The organism is Heyndrickxia oleronia, from assembly GCF_017809215.1.
In the GTDB taxonomy this organism is placed as follows: Bacteria; Bacillota; Bacilli; order Bacillales; family Bacillaceae_C; genus Heyndrickxia; species Heyndrickxia oleronia.
This window is the reverse complement of the sequence record NZ_CP065424.1, coordinates 2479815-2504354: the sequence shown is the minus strand read 5'-3', so window position 1 is coordinate 2504354 and position 24540 is coordinate 2479815. Positions and strand designations below refer to the sequence as shown.

The following is a 24540-nucleotide window of genomic DNA, read 5'->3' as shown; positions in this document are numbered from 1 at the left end:
TGAACGTTAATGACGATTGAAAATCCAAGTAGAGAAGAAATTGGTATCATTTTAAAGAAAGCCAAGCGAGTCGCAGTCGTAGGATTGAGCAATAATCCAGAGCGAACTTCCTATATGATATCAGAAGCGATGCAAAAAGCAGGATATGAAATCATTCCAGTAAATCCGTCGGTTGACGAGGTATTAGGAGTAAAAGCGGTCTCTTCTTTGAAGGATATTGAAGGCCATGTAGACATTGTCAATATTTTTAGACGTTCTGAATTTTTGCCTGATCTTGCTCAGCAATTTGTTGAAATAGATGCTGATGTATTCTGGTCCCAACTTGGTGTTGAGAATGAAGAGGCATATCAATTCCTTAAAGATAAAGGAAAAACAGTCATAATGAACCGCTGTATTAAAGTAGAGCATGCATTAACCAAATAGTCTCATACTTGAAGCAAGCGTTGGTATTAGCGCTTGCTTTTTTATCTGAATCTTTTTCTTTACACTCTAATCATGTAAAAAAATATACTGGTTTTAACTTATACATTTTATTTTTTGTTTTTTATTGATTGTTTTCGTTTAGTTTGTTGCTTTTCAAAGATGTATTGGTTTTTAGCGATAGTTATTAGACAAAACCTTACTTACAAGGTTAATGAAAACAGCCATATTAACAGATTAGTACTTAAACATTTAATGCTATTTGAAAAAAACCAAATTATAGTTAAAATAGTGAATAGACGTTTGTACGGAAGATGTTATAATTAATAGCGAACAGATGTTTGTTTTTTAAGCGGTGGACAGTTGAGTTTAAGTATATTCATTGTCTATATAATGAATTTGAGAAAGAGAGCAGTGTGTTTGAAAGGGGAATCTTTGTGGTAAAGAAGCAAAACTTAATTGAATACAACGATGACGCAATACAAGTATTAGAAGGTCTAGAAGCAGTAAGAAAACGTCCAGGTATGTACATAGGATCTACGGATGCTAGAGGCCTTCATCATTTAGTATATGAAATCGTTGATAATTCCGTGGATGAGGCATTAGCAGGTAACGGAGATCATATTATCGTTAAAATACATAAAGACAATAGTATAAGTGTTGAGGATAAAGGCCGAGGTATGCCAACAGGAATGCATAAATTAGGCAAGCCAACAACCGAAGTTATTTTTACGGTTCTACATGCAGGGGGAAAATTTGGGCAAGGTGGTTATAAAACATCTGGGGGTCTACATGGTGTAGGTGCTTCAGTTGTTAACGCATTATCCGAGTGGTTAATAGTCACAATTAAACGGGATGGTGCTGTATATCAACAAAAATTTATTAATGGTGGCAAGCCAGAAACCACTCTGGAGAAAATCGGAAAATCAAATCAAACTGGAACTCTCATTCATTTTAAACCAGATCCAACCATATTTAGCACGACCACTTATAATTACGATACCTTGTGCGAACGCTTACGTGAATCTGCCTTTTTATTAAAAGGATTAAAAATCGAAATCATTGATGAAAGATACGACCAAAAGGATGTATTTTTTTACGAAAATGGAATTGAAGCATTTGTCGAATATTTAAACGAAGGAAAAGATGTTCTACACCCAGTTGTTTTTATTGAAGGAGATTCAAGTGGAATTGAAGTTGAATATGCCTTCCAATTTAATGATGGTTTTTCTGAGAATATTCTTTCATTTGTTAATAATGTTCGAACAAAAGACGGCGGAACTCATGAAATCGGAGCAAAAACAGCAATGACTCGAGTCATTAATGAATATGCTCGAAAAGTGAACTTATTGAAAGAAAAGGATAAAAACCTGGAGGGTACGGATATTCGTGAAGGATTATCTGCTATCGTTTCTGTGCGAATTCCAGAAGAACTTCTTCAATTTGAAGGTCAAACTAAAGGAAAATTAGGAACAAGTGAAGCTAGATCTGCTGTAGATTCTGTTGTTTCAGAACATCTAGCCTATTTCTTAGAGGAGAATCCAGAATCAAGTAATCTCTTGATTAAAAAATCGATAAAAGCAGCTCAAGCAAGAGAAGCAGCACGAAAGGCTCGTGAAGAAGCACGAAGTGGAAAAAAGCGAAAAAAATCAGAAAGCTTATTATCTGGTAAATTAACTCCTGCGCAATCTCGCAATCCTGAGAAAAACGAACTTTATTTAGTTGAGGGAGATTCCGCTGGTGGTTCTGCGAAGCAAGGACGCGACAGAAGATTCCAGGCTGTTCTTCCTTTACGCGGAAAAGTTATTAACACTGAAAAAGCAAAACTCCAAGATATTTTTAAAAATGAAGAAATTAATACAATCATTCATACAATCGGTGCCGGAGTGGGTCCAGATTTCAATGTAGACGATGCCAATTATGATAAGATCATTATTATGACCGATGCAGATACAGATGGCGCACATATTCAAGTATTATTACTTACATTCTTTTATCGCTATATGAAGCCTCTTATTGAAGCGGGAAAGGTCTATATTGCTCTCCCACCTTTATATAAAGTAAGTAAGGGTTCAGGAAAAAAAGAAATCATCGAATACGCATGGACCGAGGACGAATTAAATAGTGTGACCAAGAAGGTAGGAAAAGGCTATATGCTCCAACGCTATAAAGGACTTGGAGAGATGAACGCTGATCAACTATGGGATACAACAATGAATCCAGATTCAAGAACCTTAATACGTGTTCGAATTGATGATGCGGCAAGAGCGGAACGTAGAGTCACTACCTTGATGGGAGATAAGGTTGAACCAAGACGTAAATGGATTGAAAACAATGTTGCTTTTGGTCTTGAAGAGGACCAAAACATATTAGATAACGAAAATATATCAGTTGATGGAGGGGAAGAAGACTGATGTCAACAATAGAAAAATTTCAAGACCTACCCCTAGAAGAAGTTTTAGGTGATCGATTTGGTAGGTACAGTAAATATATTATTCAAGACCGTGCCCTTCCAGATGCTCGTGATGGATTAAAGCCTGTTCAACGACGAATCTTGTATGCGATGCATGTAGAAGGAAACACAGCAGAAAAAGGATTTCGCAAATCCGCAAAAACTGTTGGGAATGTAATCGGTAATTACCACCCTCATGGAGATTCTTCTGTTTATGAGGCTATGGTACGTATGAGTCAAGATTGGAAGGTTAGAAATGTACTAATTGAAATGCACGGAAATAACGGTAGTATTGATGGAGATCCTGCTGCTGCTATGCGTTATACAGAAGCAAGATTATCAGCGATAGCATCTGAACTTTTACAAGACATTGATAAAAACACCGTGGATTTTATTCCAAACTTTGATGATACTTCAAAGGAACCAACCGTTCTCCCTGCAAGATTTCCTAATCTGCTAGTGAACGGGTCAACAGGGATTTCTGCCGGCTATGCAACAGACATCCCTCCTCATCATCTTGGTGAGGTAATTGATGGGACCATTAAACGAATTGAAAATCCTGATTGTACAGTGGATGAATTAATGTCCATCATTAAAGGTCCTGATTTCCCTACTGGAGGGATTATTCAAGGGATTGAAGGGATTAAAAAAGCCTATGAAACAGGTAAAGGAAAAATGGTGGTTCGCGGAAAAACTGAAATCGAAGAAATTCGCGGAGGGCGTCAACAGATTGTAATTACTGAAATTCCATATGAAGTAAACAAGGCAAATATGGTAAAAAAAATTGATGAGCTTCGGTTAGATAGAAAAGTAGAAGGAATTTCAGAGATACGCGATGAAACCGATCGTACAGGCCTTCGAATTGTCATCGAATTAAAAAAAGAGGCGAACGCAGACGGTGTCTTAAACTTCTTGTTTAAAAATACCGATTTACAAATTTCCTACAATTTTAACATGGTGGCAATTCATAATCGTAGACCAAAGCTTATGGGATTAAAAGATCTATTAGATGCATATATAGAGCACCAAAAAGAAGTGGTTACAAATCGTACAGCTTTCGATTTACATAAGGCACGTGAGCGTCAACATATTGTTGAAGGATTAATGAAAGCATTATCCATTCTTGACGAAGTGATTGCAACTATCCGAGCTTCGAAGGATAAACGAAATGCGAAGGATAACTTAATACAAAAATATCAATTCACAGAGGCACAGTCGGAAGCGATCGTTTCTTTACAACTATATCGATTAACAAATACGGATATTACCGCTCTTCAACAAGAGGCTGAAGAACTAAATAAAAAAATTGCAGAATACACTTCCATATTGGAAAGTGAAAAGAAACTTCTAGGAGTCATAAAAAAAGAATTAAAAGAGATTAAAAAGAAATATGTCAATGATCGCAGAACGGTTATCGAGGATGAAATCGAAGAGATTAAAATAAATCTAGAAGTAATGATTCCTAATGAAGAAGTTATGGTTACCGTAACTAAGGACGGATATGTAAAAAGAACGAGTATGCGTTCATACGCTGCTTCAAATGGAATGGATTTAGCTATTAAAGAAACAGATCGAGTATTATTCCAAGAGGAGATCAACACAACGAGCGTTGTCCTATTGTTTACGAATAAAGGCAATTACTTATATTGTCCTGTTCACGAGCTCCCTGATATTAGATGGAAAGACCTTGGACAACATATAGCTAATATTATTCCAATTGACCGGGATGAGCATATAATCAAGGTAATGGAAGTAAAGGATTTCAAGGAACCAAGCTACTTATTGTTTATTACGAAAAATGGCATGACGAAAAAATCAGAAATCAATCAATATAATGCCCAACGTTATTCTAAACCACTAGTTGCTATAAATTTAAAAGGTGATGATGAGGTCATCGATGTACACTTAACTGATGGTACATTTGATCTCTTTATTGCCAGTCATTTAGGCTATGGGCTATGGTTTAATGAGGAAGAAGTAAATATTGTTGGTGCGCGAGCTGCAGGGGTAAAAGGAATTAACTTAAAAGAAAATGATTATGTTGTATCCGGAAAAATCTTGAGTAATGATTCAAATGAATCCATTTTCATAGCCACCCAACGTGGTGCAATTAAAAAAATGAAATTAAGTGAATTTGAAAAAACCTCACGTGCTAAACGTGGCGTAGTTATGCTACGTGAACTAAAAAACAACCCTCATAGAATCATTGGTTTAGACATAGTTAAAGAAAAAGATACTATGTTTTTGCAGACCGAAAAAGAGGTAATTGAATCCGTTCAAATTCAAAATTTACGTTATAATGATCGTTATTCGAATGGATCATTCATTATTGATGAAACTGTAAATGGAAGTGTAACTGAGATTTGGAAGGAACTTTCATCCAATAGTGAAGAAGATTTTAATAAGAAATAAAATATAGAAAAAAGAAGAAGCCGTATATCGAGCTTCTTCTTTTTTCTTCGTTGAAAATATTACATTACAGTTAAAATGAATCAATCAGTAATACGATGATTGCCAATAAACTAAAACATGTACTTAGTAAAAAGATAAATGCCGTCGATTGTTTAGGATTTAGTCCCTTTGAAATTAATCGATAATGTATTTGACTTCGATCAGCTATGTAAATTGGTTTACCTTGTAAAAATCTTTTAATAATCACATACAAATTATCGAAGATTGGTACACTTAGAACTAATATCGGTATTAAAATAGAAAAAAGAGTGGCTTGTTTAAATGCGCCATTTAAAGAAATGATCGCTAACATATAACCTAAAAAAGTAGCACCTGCATCACCCATATAGATTTTCGCAGGCGGCTTATTATATTTTAAATAGCCTAAAGTTGTACCTAATAAAATGATGGATAAGATAGCAGACTCCTGTTGTCCTTTAAATAAAGCTACAATAAATAGCGTGATAGCTGAAATTGTCGTAATGCCTCCTGTAAGTCCGTCTAATCCATCCATAAAATTGATAACAGTAGTCACACCAAAAATCCACAGGACTGTTAAGGCAAATTGTAAAAAGGTAGGAAGAATAATGTATTCCCCACTCATTGGATTTGTAAAACCTGTAAAAACAATTCCCGAATAGTAAATTAAGACAGCAGCTAATAATTGCACTGCGGCTTTTGGCCATGCAGGAAATTCTTTTCCCTTTGTTTTAAACCAATCATCTACTAATCCAATGCCTATTATTAAAAGAGAGCCCATAAAGATCGGGATTGAGTGATCCCTTATTTGATCGTTAAATATCCAAAAGGTAATAAAAAATCCTAAAAAAATCGAAATACTTGCTAATTGTGGTACAGGTATTTTATGAATTTTTCGTTTTGAAGGCTTGTCTACAAAATCAATTTTAAATGCTAATTTTCTAATTGGAGGTATCGTAATTAGTACAATAACTAGTGATATAGTAAATGCTAAAAAATACAAAAATATCTCCCCTTTTTATTTCCACTAAATATAGACTAACATATTTTTCTGAATTCTCATTTCATTTTATGACATTTTACATCAAAAATCTATTATAACAGTCAGATCAAGTTAATATTTGGGGGGATTTTCCATTAATTACACAATGTCTAGTTACTTTTATATAAATGGGATCTTCTTATGAACAATCAGAAACAACTTGTCGAGATGTTGGATTAATTTACATATTCAAATACATACTGGAAATACTAGATTCAAAAGCAGGAAAGGGGTTAGTATACATGAAAAAAGAATATGTTTTTGGCCTTTTAGCCTTTTTCTTTATGTCTTTAAGTACAGTAGCTATAACCTATGCTGTCGAGTTGGAAACTGTTAAGGAAAAGGTGATTCATGAATATAATATGGATGTTACAGGTGATAAAAAAAATGACCATATTGCACTAAAAGGGATTCAAATTGATCCTAGCAGCGCATACATGAAAAAAATATGGGCAGAAATTACAACCTCAGCAAATACGAAGTACCGAATTGACTATGCTCCAGGATATGAACCTAAAATTGAATTTGCCGATTTAAATCATGATGGTGTCGTTGACCTATTTCAATCTAGTGCAACAGGTGGGAGTGGCGGGCTTAATAATTATCATCTTTCTACTCTTAAAGATGGAACAGCATCCATCCTCCCTTTACCACATTCATTAAATATTCAAGGACATTTTGAAAATAATTTTAAAGCTTCTATTCAAATACCTGAAACTCAGTTTACAAAAACAGTAGATTTGAGCAATCGAAAAAAAGATTATATTCGTTTAGGATTGTATCAAAAGAACGGAGAATTAAATGAACCAACTGAATTAATGATTGATCCGGTAGCGATGTATAAAATTATTAAATTAAATGGGACAAAAGAGGTTGGATTAAAAGCCTATCGACAAATTAGTGGGGCCTATCATGCAGATGTATTAGGAACGGTCACTTCGATTTGGAATTTTGAAAACGGCACTTGGAAACTTAAGAGTGCAAAATGGAAACAACAGTAACCCTTTATAGGCAAGTATCATACTATATAATGAGCATAGATAAAGAGGGGATGCTATATGATTGATCGATTTGACAATTTGTCGGTAAATATACTTCCGTTAGCAACAAAATTAACCCCATTACAAGGTAGAAGATATACTCTATCACATTCAGAGGCTACAGGTGAGTGGTTAGTTTCTATTGGATTAAAGGGTAGTAAGCAGATAACCTCCTTTGATTTGCAGAATGTTATTCAGGCAGAATGGACAACAAAAATGGGTGAATACGTTCTTCTAGGAAAAATTAATATTGATTCTGAAGCAAATGATAAAAAATTGGCGCAAATTCGTTATATGATTTATCAAAAAGAACTTCCATTTCTCATAAAGATGATAATCAATAGCGACAGACCCTTTTTTAACTATTACCCATTATTATTAGATGCACCCATTCATATAGAATTTCAATCAACTTCTTCACAACTTTATCAAACGCTATTCATGGGTACACCAAGAAAATATTTAATAGAAGAATCGGTTAATACATAGGGGATAAGCACCTATGTATTTTTTTTGAAACTTATCCTATTATTACTCGTATATAATAAAGAAATATTTGTATGACGGGGGAGTTTAAGGAAATGCGTTATTATTCTAAAAAGGGGCCAATCTTGTCATTAATTGTGTGGGCACTTGTTATAACACTTATTGGTACAATGATCTTCTTATTGTTCCATGGGCTAAATGATTCTGATACATTATTTGAGTTTATTGTTATTGCTATAGCTTGTGTCTTAATTATTTGGCTATGGATGAATACTTATTACGAAATTACAAATAAAGGGCTATTAAAAGTCGTTACCGGCCCATTTCATTATACAAGTATTGAAATAAAAGGGATAAAATCAATTACTAAAACAAGAAATTTCATCTCAAGTCCAGCATTGTCTATGGATCGTATTGAAATTCAGTATAATAAATGGCATAGTATCATCATTTCTCCAAAAGACAAAAATCAATTTATTAATCAATTGATGGAACTAAATCCAGATATAAATGTAGATGATGCTTATACTAATAAAGAAAAGATTAATATCATATAAATGAAGGCAATAAAAAAATGTTGTAATAAAAAAACATATTTCATATTCAAAGTAAGTTTTCATGTACAATTTACTATCTAGAACTAAGTAATCCCATGCCCGAAAAAGGACTTTAAAAAATTACTTAAAGAATAAATAATCATTTTTTCTTTAAGTAATTTTCTATTCATGATATATTAAATACTACAAATGTAAAAGTTTTGGTTGATGATAATTTGATATCGTTTATATTAGAAACGTAGAAGTTTAACAATGCTTTTTTAGGTTTTTTTGCCACTAAGTACTACATTTGTAGTATTTGACTAGGATGTAAAATCATTCATTATAATTTCGGATGGCTAAGAAAATCAAAAAGAAAATTGGAGGGTGTAAATTGAAGAAAATGACATTCGTCTCCTTTCGTATGAATATTTTATTTTTTATTGTATTTTTGTTATTCTCACTGCTTATTTTTAGACTGGGCATTGTGCAGATTATTTATGGAGACGATTATAAGCGAGAAATCGATAGGAAAGAAAATGTAACGATAAATACATCTATGCCACGCGGAAATATAATGGATCGCAATGGGATGCTAATTGTCGGGAATAAGCCTTCAAATGCTATAACATATACGAGACCACAAAATATTAAAGCGGAAGAGGTTTTAAAAATTGCCGAGAAACTTGCAACTATTATTCATAAGGATTCTAAAGAGGATTTAAAGGCAATACCCGAGATTGATAAAAAAGATTATTGGATTTTAAAACACCCAACCGAAGCAGAAGCAAAAATTACTGATACAGATCGCGAAAAACTAAAAAATGATAAAGATTACGATACAAAAATGTATCATTTAACTCTTGATCGTATTACTAGTAAGGAAATTAATTCATTTTCTAAGAAAGAACTAGAGATATTAGCTATTTATCGAGAAATGATTACCGGCTACCCGTTATCACCGCAAATCATTAAAAAAAATGTTTCTCCAAAAGAATTTGCGATGGTAAGTGAAAATCTAGATTCCCTTCCTGGTGTAGATACAACAACTGATTGGGATCGGTATAACAATTATAAAGATAAAGAAGGGAAGGAAATATTAGCTTCAGTAATTGGTAAAGTATCTTCATCTAAAGAGGGATTACCAAAAGATTCAGTTGATTATTATTTAGCAAGAGGGTATAGCAGAAATGATCGTGTCGGAAAAAGCTATATTGAGTATCAATACGAGGAAGTTTTACAAGGTCAAAAGGAAAAAGTAAAAAATGTAACAGACAAAAATGGAAAAGTATTAGAATCACAAGTCATCAGAGAGGGAAAAAGAGGCGATGACTTAGTTCTTTCTATTGATATTGATTTACAGCGAAAAGTTGAAACTATTATTAAAGAAAAATTAAGCAAAGCAAGACTAGGTCAGCCTTATTTAGATCGTGCATTTGTCTCAGTGATGAATCCATATACTGGAGAAATTTTATCTATGGCAGGAAAACAGTTTGAACAAAATAGTACATCAGGCAAAACAAATGTGAATGATTTTGCTTTAGGTAATCTTACAACATCGTATGAGATGGGATCTGTAGTCAAAGGAGCTACTGTATTAACTGGCTATCAATCAGGTGCTATCACCCCTGGAGAAATACTAAATGATAGACCAGTAAAATTTTTGGGCACGAAGGTAAAGAAATCATGGAATACAACGGGATTTGGACCGATCAATGATCTCTACGCACTAAAACGATCTTCAAATGTATATATGTTTTTAACAGCAATGAAATTGGGAGGACAGCAAACATATATTCCAAATGGACGATTAAGCATTGATAAAGTAGCTGCTATTGAAACATTTAGAAAAAATTTCTCACAGTTTGGGTTAGGCGTAAAAACAGGGATAGATTTACCTGGAGAACAAATAGGATATGGGAGTGGTCAGATCCCACCTGAAGCGGGGAAAGTATTAGACTATGCGATTGGTCAGTATGATACATATACACCCCTACAAATTGTACAATATATCTCAACAATTGCTAATGGTGGCTATCGGATACAGCCTCATATTGCTAAAGAAGTTCGTGAACCTAGTAATCAAGCAAATGAACTTGGACCTATTATACAGGAGATTCAGCCTAAAGTGCTTAATAAAATCGAAATGAAGAGTGAATGGCTTAAACGTGTTCAAGAGGGATTTAAACAAGTTGTAAATGATCCGCTTGGAACGGGATATGGAATAAAAAATAAGCAATATAAAATTGCAGGAAAAACAGGTACAGCCCAGGCTTTATATAATGGTCCTATATCACATAGTCCTGGTCTAATGCTTTGGAATATTACATTTGGTGGATATGCGCCGTATGATCATCCTGAAATTGCTGTTTCTGTAGTTGTACCATGGCTCACTACAGACCAATCACATGTAAATTTAGAAATTGCTAATGAAGTGTTTGAAGCATACTTTGAATTAAAGGAAAAGCGTGCAAAAGAGAACCTTACAATATCAAATCCCAAAATAAATACATCAAAATCAGAAACAAATAAGGATGAGTAAAATGATAAAAACACTATAAATCTATAAGACTTGTTTGTATAAAATACTACATTTGTAGGTTTTTAAAAAGAGAAGAGGGGAAAGAATGAATAGTAGAGTAAAGAGGAAAAAGAAACGATTCAAGCCCTATTTAGTATTATTAATAATCACGATTATAGGGATTAGCGGTTTTAGTTTATTCATTGTAATAAATAGAACGAATACTAGCCAATCACAAAAAGTAGTAGATCATTTTATTCATATAATAGAGGAAAAACAGTATGCTAAATTAGGAGATGTGCTTGATTCAGAATCATATAGTTCATTAGGCTATACTTTAGAAGATGTGATTAATAAATATGATCGTATATTTAATGGAATCAATATTCAAAACATCCATGCTTCTAGTATTACGGTAAAAAAATTAAGTAATGATGAACAAGAATTATCCTACCGGTTAAGCTTTACTACTCCTTTTGGGAAAATAACTAATATCAATTATCATACGAAGCTATTAAAAACAGACAATCAATATTTGGTGAAATGGGAGCCATCATTAATTTTCCCAGAGATGGAAGGAAAGGATAAGGTAGCCTATCATGAATGGAAAGCGGAACGTGGAGAAATTAAAGACCATCTTGGTAATGGTTTGGCAGTAAATAAAGAATTTAAAGAGGCAGGGATTGTACCTAAAGATTTATCTCAAGGGAAAGAAAAAGAAAAGAAACTTCAAAACATTAGTCAGCAATTAGACATACCAATTAAAGAGATTCATCAAAAATTAAATCAAAGCTGGGTGAAAGATGATTTATTTGTTCCACTCAAAATTATTGATTCGAACCAGGCGGCAATTATATCTGGGATTTCCTATCAAAATACGCAACTTCGTTATTATCCATTAAAGGAAGCGGCAGCACATTTAATTGGCTATATAGGTAAAGTAACAAAAGAAGATCTCGAGAAAAATTCCAGTTTAAAAGAAGGGGATGTGATAGGCAAAACAGGTTTAGAAAGATCATTTGATAAGGAGCTACGGGGTAAAGATGGAGGAGAAATCGTTATTGTGGATGAGAATGGGAAAGAGAAGCAAATCATTCAAAAGAACGAAAAGAGAGACGGGAAAAATATTCAATTAACCATTGATGCTTATATCCAAATGGAGGCATACAATCATTTGAAAGAAAAACCTGGATCCACCGTTGTCATGAATCCAAAGGAAGGGGGTCTTTATGCAGTAGTTAGTTCCCCTTCATATGATCCGAATAAGTTGGTTCAAGGTATTTCAAAGCAAGATTATGATAAATATGCTAATGATGAAAATAAGCCATTTCTTTCAAGATTTGCTTTAGGCTACGCACCCGGATCTACATTTAAAACAATCACCTCTAGTATTGGACTTGATGCTAAAGTGACATACCCTGAAAAGCTCAGAAAAATAAATGGTTTAAGTTGGAGAAAAGATGAAACATGGGGAAAGTATTCAGTCACTCGTGTTTCAAATGTTCAAAATGTAGATATGCGAAAAGCACTAATTTATTCTGATAATATTTATTTTGCCCAAGAAGCATTGGAAATGGGAGAAAAAACATTTAGAAATGGCCTGAATCATTTTATCTTTGGGGAGGAACTTGACCTACCTATAGCAATGAACCCAGCGCAAATTTCTAATCAGTCGACTTTTAAATCAGATATTCTATTAGCGGATACTGCATATGGACAAGGGGAATTATTAATATCACCTATCCAGCAAGTAGCCATGTATTCAATCTTTCAAAACGAAGGCAAAATTGTTTATCCAAGATTAGTATTAAATAAAGGAGATTTCAAAACAAAAACGGCAATTTCTGCTTCGACAGCAGAGGAAATGAAAAAATCACTAGAAATGGTAGTAAGTGATCCAAAAGGAACAGCCCATATACTATTTAACCCACAATTTCAGCTAGCTGCAAAAACCGGTACAGCAGAATTAAAAATGAAGCAAGGAGAAAAGGGCGAGGAAAATAGTTTCTTACTTGCCTTTGACACAGGTCATGATAACTTTCTCTTGCTATCATTAGTAGAGAATTATACTGCAGGCAATTCTGCAACTCAGTTGAACAAATCTTTTATTGATGAGTTATATGGTTATTTTCATTAAGAATCTTTAATTAATTGTAATAAAGTTATGACTAATAACTAGCTGTTAATGATGGAAACTCTATTTCCATTTACAAAAGATTACAATATCTATTCACGCTTTATGCATTTGGCTGAACCTGCTATAATAACTACTACAGATGTAAAAGTAGGAGGGTCATGATGAAGGAATTACCACAAATTTCAGAAGCTGAATATGAAGTGATGAAAGTAATTTGGAAGTATGAGCCAATTTCTACTCCTGAGATAGTGGAGAAGGTATCAGAAAAAATTGATTGGAAACCGAATACGATTCAAACCATGCTGGTGCGTTTAGTAAAGAAGAAAGCATTACAAACAAGAAAAAAAGGTAGATCATTTATTTACACCTCTCTTGTTCAAGAGAATGAGTATGTTGAACAAAAAAGCAAATTATTTCTAAAACAGTTTTTCGGTGGCACAATAAACTCTATGGTATTGAATTTTATCGAAAATGATCAGCTGTCAGAGGAAGATATTACTGAATTAAAAACGATATTATCTGAGAGACAAAAGAAGGATGGGGAAAAATGATGGGCACCAATATACTCAGATTTTTACTTAGTGTTCTAGTGGTGTCCCTTCTTATTTTAATCATCCTTTTAATAAAAAAGGTATTAAAAAAACACATGTCTCAACAAGTACATTATAAAATTTGGTATTTTCTTTTTATTCCACTGATAACTTTAATTTTTCCATGGAATTTTTTACGGGTTGGAGAAAAACTGGAGTATTTTAAGAGTTTATTATCCTTTAACACCAATACAACACCAAAGCATAAACAGTTAAGTACCGTACAGCCTTCAGAGACAGTGAACAATAATTTAATACATGATTTCACCTTATCTGTAAACAAGAAAACTCCAGATTTCTTCAATCATACATTTATTGTATGTTGGGTCATTGGAATGATCTTTTTCCTAGGAGTAGCACTATATGCAAACTATCAAATTAGTAAAATGAAAAAAGGAGCTACTACGATACATGATCTAAAAACCAATGAATTATTAGATGCATGCAAAAAAGTTGTAGGAGTAAAAAGAAATATAATTGTACAAGAATCTTCACTTATTACTTCTCCTATTACACTTGGAATTTTGCAGCCATATATATTTCTGCCCCATAAAACATTAGAAGAATTCTCGTTAAATAAATTAAAATATGTTTTTTTACATGAATTAAGTCATCATAAAAGAAAAGATGTATTTATAAATTATGTCATGTGGGCGTTTCAAATTATTTATTGGTTTAACCCATTAGTATGGATTGCCTTAAAAAGGATGCGAATCGATCGTGAGTTAGCCTGTGATGCTTCTGTCCTAAATCTCTTGGATGAAAGTGGATATATCGAATATGGATACACCATTATAGAGTATGCAGATAAAAAACATAACTATGCCTTTGGGCAGTTTTCCTCTGGAATTGGTGGAACAAAACAACAAATTAAACAAAGAATCCAAAACATCGCCAACTATACAGGTGATTCTAAATTAATGAAATGGAAAGACAAGTTAATCTATATTTGTTTGGGGATTATAGTAGTATTGCCATCATCATTCATCTCAGCTACTGCTAGTACGGATGATGTATATCATTTTAATGAAAAAAATGCTATATACGAAAATCTAAGTTCTTATTTTGATAACTATCAAGGTAGTTTTGTTCTATTTGACTCCGCTAACAAGCAATATCGTATTTATAATCGGGAAATGAGTAAACAGAGAGTTTCACCTGATAGTACCTATAAAATCTATTCAGCATTATTCGCTTTAGAATCGAATGTCATTTCTCCAAGGAGAAATAAACAAATTTGGGACGGTACTGTTTATCCTATTAAAGAATGGAATACAAATCAAAATTTATCAACTGCATTACAAAATTCAGTTAACTGGTATTTTCAACATCTCGATCAAAAAGTTGGAAAAAAGCAATTACAATCTAATTTCCACAAAATAAATTATGGTAATGAAGACCTTTCAGGAGGTTTAGATAATTATTGGATCGAATCTTCATTAAAAATATCACCAATCGAACAAGTGCAATTACTATATGCCCTTGGAGAAAATAGGCTTGGCTTTAAAGAGGAGAATATTCATGCAGTAAAAAAAGCACTATTCATTGATAAGAAAAATCAAGGACAACTATACGGAAAAACTGGTACCGGTAAAGTAAACGGGAAGAATATAAACGGATGGTTTATTGGCTTTGTAAAGAAAAACAACCATTCTTATTATTTTGCCATTAATATTCAAAATAAGAATGGTCACGCTACAGGTAAGAAGGCAGCAGAAATTGCAAGACGAATTTTGAAAGATAAACATATTTTCTAAAATCAACTCCCAAAGAGAATATTTCTTTTTGGGAGATGTTTTCAAACATAAATACTACATTTGTAATACTTTGTATGTCCAGTTATCGCTACTGAAAGGAGGTGAACAGAAAACATTATAAATCTATTAAAGTATAGGAGGATTAACCATGTTAAAAAGTTTCAAAATGTTAAAGATAGGTATGTGTGCAGGTTTAATAGGAATAAGTCTATTATCAAGTGGAGCAGTACAAGTAGATGCAAAGGAGCAACAGAATAAGACTGTTGATCATTCGACTAATCGAAAGTTTGCTCAACTCGAGAAAAAATTCGATGCACGGTTAGGTGTCTACGCGATAGATACAGGTACTAACAAGACAATAACATATCGACCTGATGAACGTTTTGCTTACGCCTCCACCTATAAAGCTTTAGCAGCAGGAGCTGTTCTTCAGCAATATTCAATGGCTCAACTAGACGAAGTAATTCACTATAGCAAGGACGATCTTGTTTCCTATTCACCTATTACAGAGCAACATATTGATACAGGAATGTCATTAAAAGAAATCTGTGAGGCTGCTATTCGCTACAGTGATAACACTGCTGGGAATCTTTTATTCCATAAATTGGGTGGACCAAGCGGATTTGAAGAATCATTGCGACAAATTGGAGATCATGTCACCATAGCCAATCGTTTCGAAACCGAACTGAACGAAGCCATCCCTGGTGACTTACGTGATACAAGTACACCAAGAGCACTTGCCACTAGCCTTAAGGCTTTTACATTAAGCGACTTGCTCCCAGCTAAAAAGCGTGTCATTCTCGCAAATTGGATGAAAGGTAACACCACCGGAGACAAATTGATTCGAGCAGGAGCACCAAAAGGCTGGGAGGTAGGAGATAAATCTGGTGCAGGTAGCTACGGTACTCGTAATGATATTGCTATTGTATGGCCACCAAATAGGGAACCAATTATCATTGCCATTCTTTCTAGTCGAGATACGAAAGATGCTACCTATAATGATGAACTTATTGCTCGTGCTGCAAAACTTGTGTTTAAAGCCCTTAAATAATAAGTAGCACACCAGAAATAACTTAAAACAACCGATTTCCACTAATAATTAAAGCGGAAATCGGTTGTTTTTAACTAGTTTATTAGAAACATGGGGGAGATGGAAATTGAAATTTATAAATATCTCCATTTTATTTTTCCAAATTAATCGATTTATAGCATATAAAAAGACTTATTAATGAATTTTTTTGCATATCATCATTTCCATTTATACCCACGTAGAAGAACACATGTAAAATAGAACATAAATTATAAGAAGTAAAAATTTAAATTGATGTAAATTTACACTATAAATTTCAAATTAGTTTATTAATTGGTGTCAAACCATATTAATTGATAAAAAAACAATATATAAATGTTAAAAATAATTAACTTTGCTATAAATGCATAATAAAGATATATATTAAAAAATTTCATTCCGTCTCAAAACATAAAGTATTCTTTTGATATGAGATATCAAAAGGTTTTAAATTTTAACTTCCTATAATATATATTATGTAAACTAGAGAATTTGTAAAAAAAATAGTCTAGTCTTCCCCCTATTTAATTACTATTTCTTCTTAACTCATTTATATCTATGAATTGTATACTATATTCAATAATGTCATTAATAAATACATCTTCTATTTTTGCTTTCGTTTTAACTTGTTCTAATAATTGACTGTTATAAGTAGTTTTGAATTGAATACGATCTTTTGGGCGAGATTTTTTGTTAAACTCAATAGCTTCATTAGTAAGTAAAAGGTTTTGTAATCCATTTTCAATCAGATAATTCACATGAATGTTCAATTCATTTGCCCAAATATTTAATTGATCTAATATTGTTTGACTTAGATTCGTTCTAAATTTAACTCTTGGATTATAAATAGTTGAGTTTTTGATTAATTTTCCGTCAACCATTATCCAATTACACATTTTTGAAAGCGTAAAGTTTTCTGTATTCAACAAATTCTCTAATCGTCTTAATTGCCAGTTTGAATGTTGAATCATATTAATTCGCTTATGATTGATATAATATCCAATTTCATTTGAATATAGTATATTAGCCAACTGAAGCAAATCGTTTTTTCCTTTAACCCATATACGATAAATCAAATTGTTTGCTTGTGATTTTATATGTGTAATTGAAAAGTTTAGATTCCATGATTCAAAAATTGATGCTACTGAATATACAAATGATTTACTCCCAGTAGTGATATTCATCCTATACCCCTCTATATCTACCCAACCGTCCCCATCAATTGCTCCTCTTAAAAAAGCTGGTAAATATTCGTTTGGAACTTTAGGGAAAGAAACGATCATTGATTTATTTGCAGAAATACCTAGATTATTAAGATCTTTTTTTATTTTCTTGGAGTTAATAAATAAAGATGGTATAGTAGCTGATGATCTTTTAGAATAAATGACATAATCTGCACCCATAAAATTTGCTATCATTTGTAATATCGTTTCATCTTTTTGTGCAAAAGATATGCTGTGGAGCTGTTTATTCACACATCCATCTGTCACAAAGAGTCCTAATACCCATGCCATTTCATGTGTCCACACTTTAAAGAAATCTTCATTTACTTTGTGTTTACGAGGCTGACCGGACGATTGTTCACGATTCATTTCAATGCCATGTTTATACATTACATTGCGAATTGCGCGATCTGATAGACCGATAATACTTTGCAGCTCTTTAAATGGCATTCCACTTTTATACAACTTAATAATTTTATCATCTGTCATACCTGGTTTTCTAGGCATTTTTATACCTCCTTTCTTCGAACTTTATACTTGTATTTATATTTTATCATATTTCCAGAATGTACGTTCGCTTCTGGTGAATATAATAACAAATTAATTTTATAAACGAAAAAATATCCCACTTTGTTTAAGTGAGATATTTTTTCGTTACCAACTACTATTACACTTGTTTAACTCCTACCCTTTTAAATGCTGCACATAGTGCTTGAACATACTGATCGATTGCTTTCTTTCCAATTTCGGTAAATGGTGCGTATCCGTCAAAACCATGATAGCATCCAGGGTATAAATGAAATTCCGTTGGTACCCCTGCTTTTGTTAAATTGGCAATATACTCAATGGTTTCATCTCTAAATGGATCAAGATCACCCACACAGGTGTATGTCGGAGGTAGATTGGAAAAATCAGTACATCTTGCTGGTGCAGCATAGATGGAGACTTCATTCTGCAAGTGACCTAAATACATATTCCATGCATTTCTATTGGATTCTTCATTCCATACTCTAGTATCATGGATCTCTTTGCTTGATGGTGTGACATGTCTGTCATCAATCATAGGGTAAAGTGGCATTTGAAAAATAATTTCTGGGCCCTTTCGATCTCTAGCTAGTAAACTAGTAGCTGCAGTTAATCCTCCACCAGCACTCGCTCCAGCGACCGCAATTTGTGAAGGATTAACACCTAGCTCTTCAGCATGTTGGGAGAACCATGTTAATGCTGCATAGCAATCATCTAATGGTGCAGGAAACGGATGTTCGGGTGCTAAGCGATAATCAACCGATACAACGGTACAATTTGCCTCTAAAACAAAACGTTCACACAATCCGTCATCCATTTCTGGTGTCCCTAGAACATAGCCTCCTCCATGAATCCAGAGCAATCCTGCACTTGATTGGATAGGTGCTACTGATCGATATATTCTTACTCTAATTTCTTGTTCTCTGCATGGACCTGGAATCAGTTTATCTGTTATCGTAACAGCAGGATTGGGTACACGATTATTCATTTCTAACATTTCTTTAAAACTTTGTTGAATAAATGGCATTTGTTCTTTATTAATAATCAATTCCGGCATTTGATCTAAAACGACCTTCAATTCTGGATTCACTCTTTCTTCCATTTTAACGCTCCCTCCACTCTATTTGTAAACGTTTACAATTTACGACGATCAATCTCAACTTGATAATCCACCATCAACTGGTAATAAGACCCCGTTAATATATGAAGCTTCTTCAGATAATAAATACGTAACGGCATCTGCTATTTCATTAGGAGATGCAGCCCTTTGCATTGGACCATAGCTGGACTTATCGTTTTCATCAAGCATTCCTACAGTCATATTTGTTTTTACGCCACCCGGACAAACAGCATTAACGCGAATACCTTGCGCACCGTATTCACATGCCGCAGTCACAGTAAGACCAGATAATGCATGTTTCGTAGCTGCATATACACCGAGATATGGTTCAGCTCTAATTCCAGCATGTGAAGAAGTATTAACAATAGCCCCTGATTGTTGTCTCACCATTTGCTGTAAAACATATTTTAATCCATAATAGGCGCCTTTCAGGTTTACATTGATGACTCGTTCAAATTCATCATTTTCAATTTCGTGTAGATTAGTAGGCTTTTGTAATACACCTGCATTATTGTGAAAAAAGTCAATTTTACCAAATAACTGTATCGCTTTCTCTACATAGCCCCTTACTTGAGAAACGTCGGCAATATTAGCTTGGAATCCATATAACTCTCTGTTTTTTGGCTTAATCAATTCCACAGTTTCCTGTAAAGCTTCTGCATTATAATCGACTAGTAAAAGCTTAGCTCCTAACTTAGCGAGTTTTTCAGCTGTCGCTCTGCCAATTCCACTGCCTGCACCTGTTACAATTCCACATTTTCCTTCAAAGCTCATTTTCTTGTCCCCCTCCTAACTAGTGGATCGGTTTTTCTGACATGTTTAATAAATGAAAACCTTCATAGTCGTTATTAGCTACATCATTACAAATTTTTCGGTAAGGTCCTATTCCAGGTAAATAGATAAGAAATCTTCGTGGTTTTCCCTTTATATTTGCACCTGTATACCAGGAATCGGTTTTAGTATATAAAGTAGACTCCGCTATTTCCCTACAATGCTGACTCCATCTATCCTCCGCTTCTCTCTTAGCTTCAATAACATCAAAGCTATTTTCCTCAAGATAATTGATGCAATCTATAATCCAATCAACATGCTGTTCAATACAAAGCGGCATATTACTAAGAACAGAAGGACTTTCAGGACCAGTTATCATAAAGAAGTTTGGAAATCCAGCGGTCATTAAACCTAAATAGGTTCTAGTAGATGCACCTTCGTCCCATTTATCCTTTAATGAAAGTCCATCTCTCCCTCTAATGTCTATTTTAAATAAAGGACCAGTCATACCGTCATACCCCGTTGCAAAAACTAATATATCCAAATCATACTCTTCTTTTATTGTTCGAACGCCTTGATCATAAATTTCTTTTATTGGTGTTTCTTTCAGATTCACTAATTCTACATTTGAGCGATTAAACGTTTCATAAAAATTAGTTCCTAATATAGGACGCTTCGTACCATAATAATAATTAGGCTGTAAAGCATTAGCCAAATCAGGATTATTAATAATCTCTTTTATTTTTCCTCTAAAAAATTGAGCGATTGTTTCATTTGATTTTTCATTGACGAGAAGATCATTATAAGAAGTTGCTAGGTAAAAACCACCTTTTTTCCAGGCTTCTTCATAAATCTTTTGCCGTTCTTCATCAGAATCATCTAAAGCTGACTTATTCGGAGCATCATTTGGCATACCAAACATTGTGCTTTTCATTTGTTGCTTTAACAGATGAAAATTTGTTTTCAATCGATTCATTTCATCATTTGTATATGGATAATTATTTGCTGGAGCCACATATTGCGGTGTCCGCTGAAACACGAACAATCGTTCTGCCTCTTTCGCAATCTCTGGTATTGATTGTACACCGCTTGAACCAGTACCAATAATACCAACCTTTTTCCCTTTAAAATGAACCTTTTCATGTGGCCAATGGCCCGTATGATACCATTTTCCTTTAAAATCATCTAATCCTTTGATCTTTGGTAGATTGGATGCTGATAAACATCCTACACCCGAGATAAAATACTTAGCTGATATATGCTGATTACTATCAGTTTGTATATCCCAACGATTCGTCCGTTCATTATAATGAGCAGATTGAATCGTTGTATTAAACTGAATATCCTTTCGCAAATAAAATTTGTCAGCTACATAATTTAAGTAAGCTAAAATTTCTGGTTGCTCTGGATATCGTGAAGTCCATGTCCACTCCTGAAATAGCTCCTCTGAAAAGGTATAATTATAAGAAAAACTTTCTGTATCACAACGTGCTCCTGGATACCGGTTCCAATACCAGACCCCTCCAACGCCTTCTCCTTTTTCAAACGCTTTGACAGAATATCCCGCTTCTCTTAAGGTTAATAACATGTATAATCCGGAAAATCCTGCTCCAACAACAACAGCATCAAGCTCTATCTTTTTTGAAATTGATAGATTCATTGATGTCATTTTATCCCCCCTTACTAAATGATGATTTGAAATTAATACTATAATCATAAACAATTTAGTATAATTAAAATATTCCTATTTTTTAACGTGTTCATTCCCTAAAAAGGAGGATTAATGTTGGTACCATTTAATACTTTATATGAGCAAGTACAAAGAATTGAACAAGCCGAATCCCATGAGGACCAATTATTTCTTATTCTAAAAACGTACATGGAGCTTTATCCAGTGTTAAATGCTACCTTATCAAGATATTCTTCATTAGGTTTTTTAGGAGAAGGAATAATCTCTATTGACATGAAAGCACTTGAGTATATTAGTGAAATGAGAGATGATATACGATCCATCCCTATCGTTTATTCTGCCATTCAAGAACGACGATCAAAGATTTGCAAAGGGATAGATTGCTTGAAAATGACTAGCAGCAAATATCAAATAGCTTCTAATGTACAAGCCATCTCTGTTACGCCAATAAGTTATGGCACTTTTGTATTTGGTTTTATTTGCTCAACGCTTTTTGAACCCAAACAGCCATTAAATGATGGACTCCTAGATTCATTCACGCAATTTGGAAAATTAGTTGGGCAGATAATGGCAGGCACCGCATTTATTCATAATGGAATGAAGTTAAGTAAAAGAGAAATAGAAGTAATGCGAAGAGTATCCTGGGGAGAAAGCGCAAAGGAAATGGCGGCTACGATGAAGATTAGTGAATTTACAATTAATCAGTATGTGAAGTCCTCTATAAAAAAATTAGGAGCAAATAACCGTGCTCAAGCTGTAGGAATATTACTACGCGAAGGGATAATTACATAATTTTTTTGCTATTTATTACTAATAACTTTTCATCATCTCTATTGAATGAATTAGCTTAGTAAAATAACCAATAGAGATGATAGAAATTTTCTTGGTGTTTTTTAACTTTCCTGTCTTTAAATTTTTTTATTACAATTATCTAAAAATCATATTAAAACTCGCATTAGTATCAAGATTATATTCCTATAAGCCTCTTTCTTTGTTAAATTGCGTAACTAACCATTTCTCCTAGTAAACATTCTTTCAATTAGTATAAAACCAATTATTGAATAAACGGTAGCTACTCCAATATGTATCCAAAATTCTCCCCCTATCTGCACTGAATCACCCATATTTAAATCATTTAAGACCTGTGTAACTGGTGGAAACAGCCATAGAAGCCATTTTACGAAAGAAACTTTTTCAATAATACCTTCAGAGGCTAATGAAATAACAATCACTAAAACAGCGGATAACCACGAGTACTTATTTAATGAAAATGAAAACAAAGAACCAATGAATATACCAAAGAATGCTAAGGTCCAATGACTATAGATTGCTAAAGCAATATGTAAAGTGTGGATTGTTCCTCTAAAATTATTCATAATTATCGGGTAAATAATAGCAATAATAATCAAAATGAAAGAGAAAACAAAACAAGTGGCCCACTTCCCCCATAAATAGCGTTTTTTATTACCTAAATGAACATATAATATATGTTTCTCGCTTTCTTCCTCTATCGAAAATACAGTCATTGTTAACCATGTCATTATTAAATACACAGTAATACTTGTAACTGCATAGCTACTTAATATTGGAACACCTTTATATATGTATAAAACAATTATCCAAACACAAAAGATAGTTAATGGCGGGATCATTTTTAAGGAGCGGATATAATTCAGTAACTGGTAGTGCATAAATCCTTTCAACATTCATTCACTTCCTTCACTTCACGAACAGAAAAGTTATTTTGCAGCAGTTCTAACAATAATTGATCGCTTTTTTCACCATCCACAGTGAGTATTGTTTCTGGGCCTACAGACCGTATATGAAAAGCTACATCTACCTCTTTTAATCTTTCACTGTGATCACATTCTATTTTTATTTGCATCAGTTTCCTTCGTGACCTATTGAGGGTTAATAATTTTCCGGAATCTACATAAAATATCTGATCCGCTAATCTATCTACCATCATCTCTTCATGTGTTGTAAAAAGGATGGTCCGTTCTCGTTTTAATTTTTCCAATATAAGAATTAGTTCATCCTGTGATGTAGCATCTAGTCCAGTTAAGGGTTCGTCTAACAAAAGAATGTCTGGATCATGTAGCAAAGCTTGAATAATCCCTACCTTCTGTTTTGTCCCTTTAGAGCATAACTTCAATGGTGTTTGAAGATATGCTTCAATATTGAATAACTGAAAATACTTAATAAGCTTAGCATCTAACTGTTGTTTATCTATATTATGTATTGAACCTATCAACATTAAATACTCTTTTACTTTGAATCTTAATTTCTCCGGAAAATGTTCGGGAACATAACCTATCTTTCTAGTTCTTCTTATCATTTGTCCATTAGTCGGTTCATAAATACCTGCCAAGAGTTTGAGCAATGTACTTTTTCCTGATCCATTTTTCCCTTGAATGGCGATAATCATATTCCGCTCACATCGGAGCGATACATTATCTAAAATTAGTTTTCTATTTAACTTTTTAGCAACTTGTCTGGCTTCTAAAATTACCTTAGTCATTCAAACACTTCCTGTTTATTTATTAATAACTAAATATAATGAATATATTTAAGCTAGTTTATTTCTTTTCTCTGTTCACCATATGGTTTAAAACTAGCAATACGCATAGAATAATCAATACCGTAAATAGCTGTGTATTTCATTCGTGATCTTTTCGGGTTTATGAATGTTTACTACATATTTTTCGGTTATGATCGTAGTTCCTCCGTT

19 protein-coding genes are annotated in these 24540 nt (G+C 33.4%); 12 read left to right on the top strand and 7 right to left on the bottom strand.

Annotated elements, in window-relative coordinates; translation table 11 throughout:
* Window positions 1-9 precede the first annotated feature (9 nt).
* From I5818_RS12500 to parC, 3 genes are all read left to right on the top strand, one after another.
* On the top strand, window positions 10-423 hold the full coding sequence (locus I5818_RS12500) for a CoA-binding protein (RefSeq protein ID WP_058003651.1): 414 nt from the start codon (window positions 10-12) through the stop codon (window positions 421-423).
* A 434-nt stretch (window positions 424-857) separates the two neighbouring features.
* Window positions 858-2834, top strand: coding sequence for a DNA topoisomerase IV subunit B (gene parE, locus I5818_RS12495; protein ID WP_071975951.1), 1977 nt, complete (start codon window positions 858-860; stop codon window positions 2832-2834).
* Window positions 2834-5284, top strand: a complete 2451-nt coding sequence (gene parC / locus I5818_RS12490) for a DNA topoisomerase IV subunit A (RefSeq protein WP_078110629.1) — start codon at window positions 2834-2836, stop codon at window positions 5282-5284. The genes parE and parC overlap by 1 nt, the downstream gene beginning before the upstream one ends.
* Before the next feature lie 70 nt (window positions 5285-5354).
* Here the strand turns inward: parC and I5818_RS12485 are convergent, their stop codons facing one another.
* Complete coding sequence (locus I5818_RS12485; RefSeq protein ID WP_058003648.1) at window positions 5355-6311, bottom strand: MraY family glycosyltransferase; 957 nt, start codon at window positions 6309-6311, stop codon at window positions 5355-5357.
* Window positions 6312-6586: 275 nt separating this feature from the next.
* Here I5818_RS12485 and I5818_RS12480 point away from each other — a divergent pair, with 275 nt between their 5' ends.
* From I5818_RS12480 to bla, 8 genes are all read left to right on the top strand, one after another.
* Complete coding sequence (locus I5818_RS12480) at window positions 6587-7345, top strand: hypothetical protein (RefSeq protein ID WP_139358273.1); 759 nt, start codon at window positions 6587-6589, stop codon at window positions 7343-7345.
* A 57-nt stretch (window positions 7346-7402) separates the two neighbouring features.
* Entirely contained in the window at window positions 7403-7873 is a 471-nt protein-coding gene (locus I5818_RS12475; protein WP_058003646.1) for a staygreen family protein, read from the top strand.
* Between the two features lie 92 nt (window positions 7874-7965).
* On the top strand, window positions 7966-8427 hold the full coding sequence (locus tag I5818_RS12470; protein WP_058003645.1) for a PH domain-containing protein: 462 nt from the start codon (window positions 7966-7968) through the stop codon (window positions 8425-8427).
* A 382-nt stretch (window positions 8428-8809) separates the two neighbouring features.
* Complete coding sequence (locus tag I5818_RS12465) at window positions 8810-10948, top strand: peptidoglycan D,D-transpeptidase FtsI family protein (RefSeq protein ID WP_235849858.1); 2139 nt, start codon at window positions 8810-8812, stop codon at window positions 10946-10948.
* A gap of 85 nt (window positions 10949-11033) precedes the next feature.
* A complete protein-coding gene (gene pbp4 / locus I5818_RS12460) occupies window positions 11034-13064 on the top strand; it encodes a penicillin-binding protein PBP4(5) (RefSeq protein ID WP_209391922.1) in 2031 nt (676 codons plus the stop codon).
* Between the two features lie 161 nt (window positions 13065-13225).
* On the top strand, window positions 13226-13615 hold the full coding sequence (locus tag I5818_RS12455; protein ID WP_058003643.1) for a BlaI/MecI/CopY family transcriptional regulator: 390 nt from the start codon (window positions 13226-13228) through the stop codon (window positions 13613-13615).
* Window positions 13612-15411, top strand: coding sequence for a BlaR1 family beta-lactam sensor/signal transducer (locus tag I5818_RS12450; protein ID WP_209391921.1), 1800 nt, complete (start codon window positions 13612-13614; stop codon window positions 15409-15411). Before I5818_RS12455 ends, I5818_RS12450 begins: the two co-directional genes overlap by 4 nt.
* Window positions 15412-15559: 148 nt before the next feature.
* On the top strand, window positions 15560-16462 hold the full coding sequence (bla, locus tag I5818_RS12445) for a class A beta-lactamase (protein WP_390883532.1): 903 nt from the start codon (window positions 15560-15562) through the stop codon (window positions 16460-16462).
* A gap of 542 nt (window positions 16463-17004) precedes the next feature.
* Here the strand turns inward: bla and I5818_RS12440 are convergent.
* The 4 genes from I5818_RS12440 to I5818_RS12425 all read right to left on the bottom strand — a co-directional run bounded on the left by I5818_RS12440 (window position 17005) and on the right by I5818_RS12425 (window position 21788).
* Window positions 17005-18210, bottom strand: a complete 1206-nt coding sequence (locus I5818_RS12440) for an LAGLIDADG family homing endonuclease (RefSeq protein ID WP_065107245.1) — start codon at window positions 18208-18210, stop codon at window positions 17005-17007.
* 160 nt (window positions 18211-18370) lie between these two features.
* On the bottom strand, window positions 18371-19330 hold the full coding sequence (locus I5818_RS12435) for an alpha/beta hydrolase (protein WP_078110581.1): 960 nt from the start codon (window positions 19328-19330) through the stop codon (window positions 18371-18373).
* 54 nt (window positions 19331-19384) lie between these two features.
* Window positions 19385-20122 (bottom strand): SDR family NAD(P)-dependent oxidoreductase, encoded by a 738-nt coding sequence (locus tag I5818_RS12430; protein WP_058003640.1) that lies wholly within the window; start codon window positions 20120-20122, stop codon window positions 19385-19387.
* Window positions 20123-20141: 19 nt separating this feature from the next.
* Window positions 20142-21788 carry a flavin-containing monooxygenase gene (locus I5818_RS12425; protein WP_078110582.1) on the bottom strand — a complete coding sequence of 549 codons (1647 nt, stop codon included), beginning with the start codon at window positions 21786-21788 and terminating at the stop codon, window positions 20142-20144.
* Between the two features lie 114 nt (window positions 21789-21902).
* On the opposite strand from I5818_RS12425, the gene I5818_RS12420 reads away from it, so the two are divergent.
* Window positions 21903-22601: a response regulator transcription factor gene (locus I5818_RS12420; protein ID WP_078110583.1), complete on the top strand. Its 699-nt coding sequence runs from the start codon at window positions 21903-21905 to the stop codon at window positions 22599-22601.
* Window positions 22602-22816: 215 nt separating this feature from the next.
* Here I5818_RS12420 and I5818_RS12415 read toward each other — a convergent pair whose 3' ends face one another.
* The gene (locus I5818_RS12415) at window positions 22817-23515 is read right to left on the bottom strand and encodes a hypothetical protein (RefSeq protein ID WP_058003637.1); all 699 of its coding nucleotides are present in this window, start codon (window positions 23513-23515) and stop codon (window positions 22817-22819) included.
* Window positions 23509-24330, bottom strand: coding sequence for an ABC transporter ATP-binding protein (locus I5818_RS12410; RefSeq protein ID WP_078110584.1), 822 nt, complete (start codon window positions 24328-24330; stop codon window positions 23509-23511). The genes I5818_RS12415 and I5818_RS12410 overlap by 7 nt, the downstream gene beginning before the upstream one ends.
* Window positions 24331-24540 lie beyond the last annotated feature (210 nt).

Excerpts from the sequence above, each read along its gene's own strand:
- I5818_RS12500 (WP_058003651.1), top strand. The coding sequence starts at position 10 with ATGACGATTGAAAATCCAAGTAGAGAAGAAATTGGTATCATTTTAAAG.
- parC (WP_078110629.1), top strand. The coding sequence starts at position 2,834 with ATGTCAACAATAGAAAAATTTCAAGACCTACCCCTAGAAGAAGTTTTA.
- I5818_RS12480 (WP_139358273.1), top strand. The coding sequence starts at position 6,587 with ATGAAAAAAGAATATGTTTTTGGCCTTTTAGCCTTTTTCTTTATGTCT.
- I5818_RS12475 (WP_058003646.1), top strand. The coding sequence starts at position 7,403 with ATGATTGATCGATTTGACAATTTGTCGGTAAATATACTTCCGTTAGCA.
- I5818_RS12470 (WP_058003645.1), top strand. The coding sequence starts at position 7,966 with ATGCGTTATTATTCTAAAAAGGGGCCAATCTTGTCATTAATTGTGTGG.
- I5818_RS12465 (WP_235849858.1), top strand. The coding sequence starts at position 8,810 with ATGACATTCGTCTCCTTTCGTATGAATATTTTATTTTTTATTGTATTT.
- pbp4 (WP_209391922.1), top strand. The coding sequence starts at position 11,034 with ATGAATAGTAGAGTAAAGAGGAAAAAGAAACGATTCAAGCCCTATTTA.
- I5818_RS12455 (WP_058003643.1), top strand. The coding sequence starts at position 13,226 with ATGAAGGAATTACCACAAATTTCAGAAGCTGAATATGAAGTGATGAAA.
- I5818_RS12450 (WP_209391921.1), top strand. The coding sequence starts at position 13,612 with ATGATGGGCACCAATATACTCAGATTTTTACTTAGTGTTCTAGTGGTG.
- bla (WP_390883532.1), top strand. The coding sequence starts at position 15,560 with ATGTTAAAAAGTTTCAAAATGTTAAAGATAGGTATGTGTGCAGGTTTA.
- I5818_RS12440 (WP_065107245.1), bottom strand. The coding sequence starts at position 18,210 with ATGCCTAGAAAACCAGGTATGACAGATGATAAAATTATTAAGTTGTAT.
- I5818_RS12435 (WP_078110581.1), bottom strand. The coding sequence starts at position 19,330 with ATGGAAGAAAGAGTGAATCCAGAATTGAAGGTCGTTTTAGATCAAATG.
- I5818_RS12430 (WP_058003640.1), bottom strand. The coding sequence starts at position 20,122 with ATGAGCTTTGAAGGAAAATGTGGAATTGTAACAGGTGCAGGCAGTGGA.
- I5818_RS12425 (WP_078110582.1), bottom strand. The coding sequence starts at position 21,788 with ATGACATCAATGAATCTATCAATTTCAAAAAAGATAGAGCTTGATGCT.
- I5818_RS12420 (WP_078110583.1), top strand. The coding sequence starts at position 21,903 with ATGTTGGTACCATTTAATACTTTATATGAGCAAGTACAAAGAATTGAA.
- I5818_RS12415 (WP_058003637.1), bottom strand. The coding sequence starts at position 23,515 with ATGTTGAAAGGATTTATGCACTACCAGTTACTGAATTATATCCGCTCC.
- I5818_RS12410 (WP_078110584.1), bottom strand. The coding sequence starts at position 24,330 with ATGACTAAGGTAATTTTAGAAGCCAGACAAGTTGCTAAAAAGTTAAAT.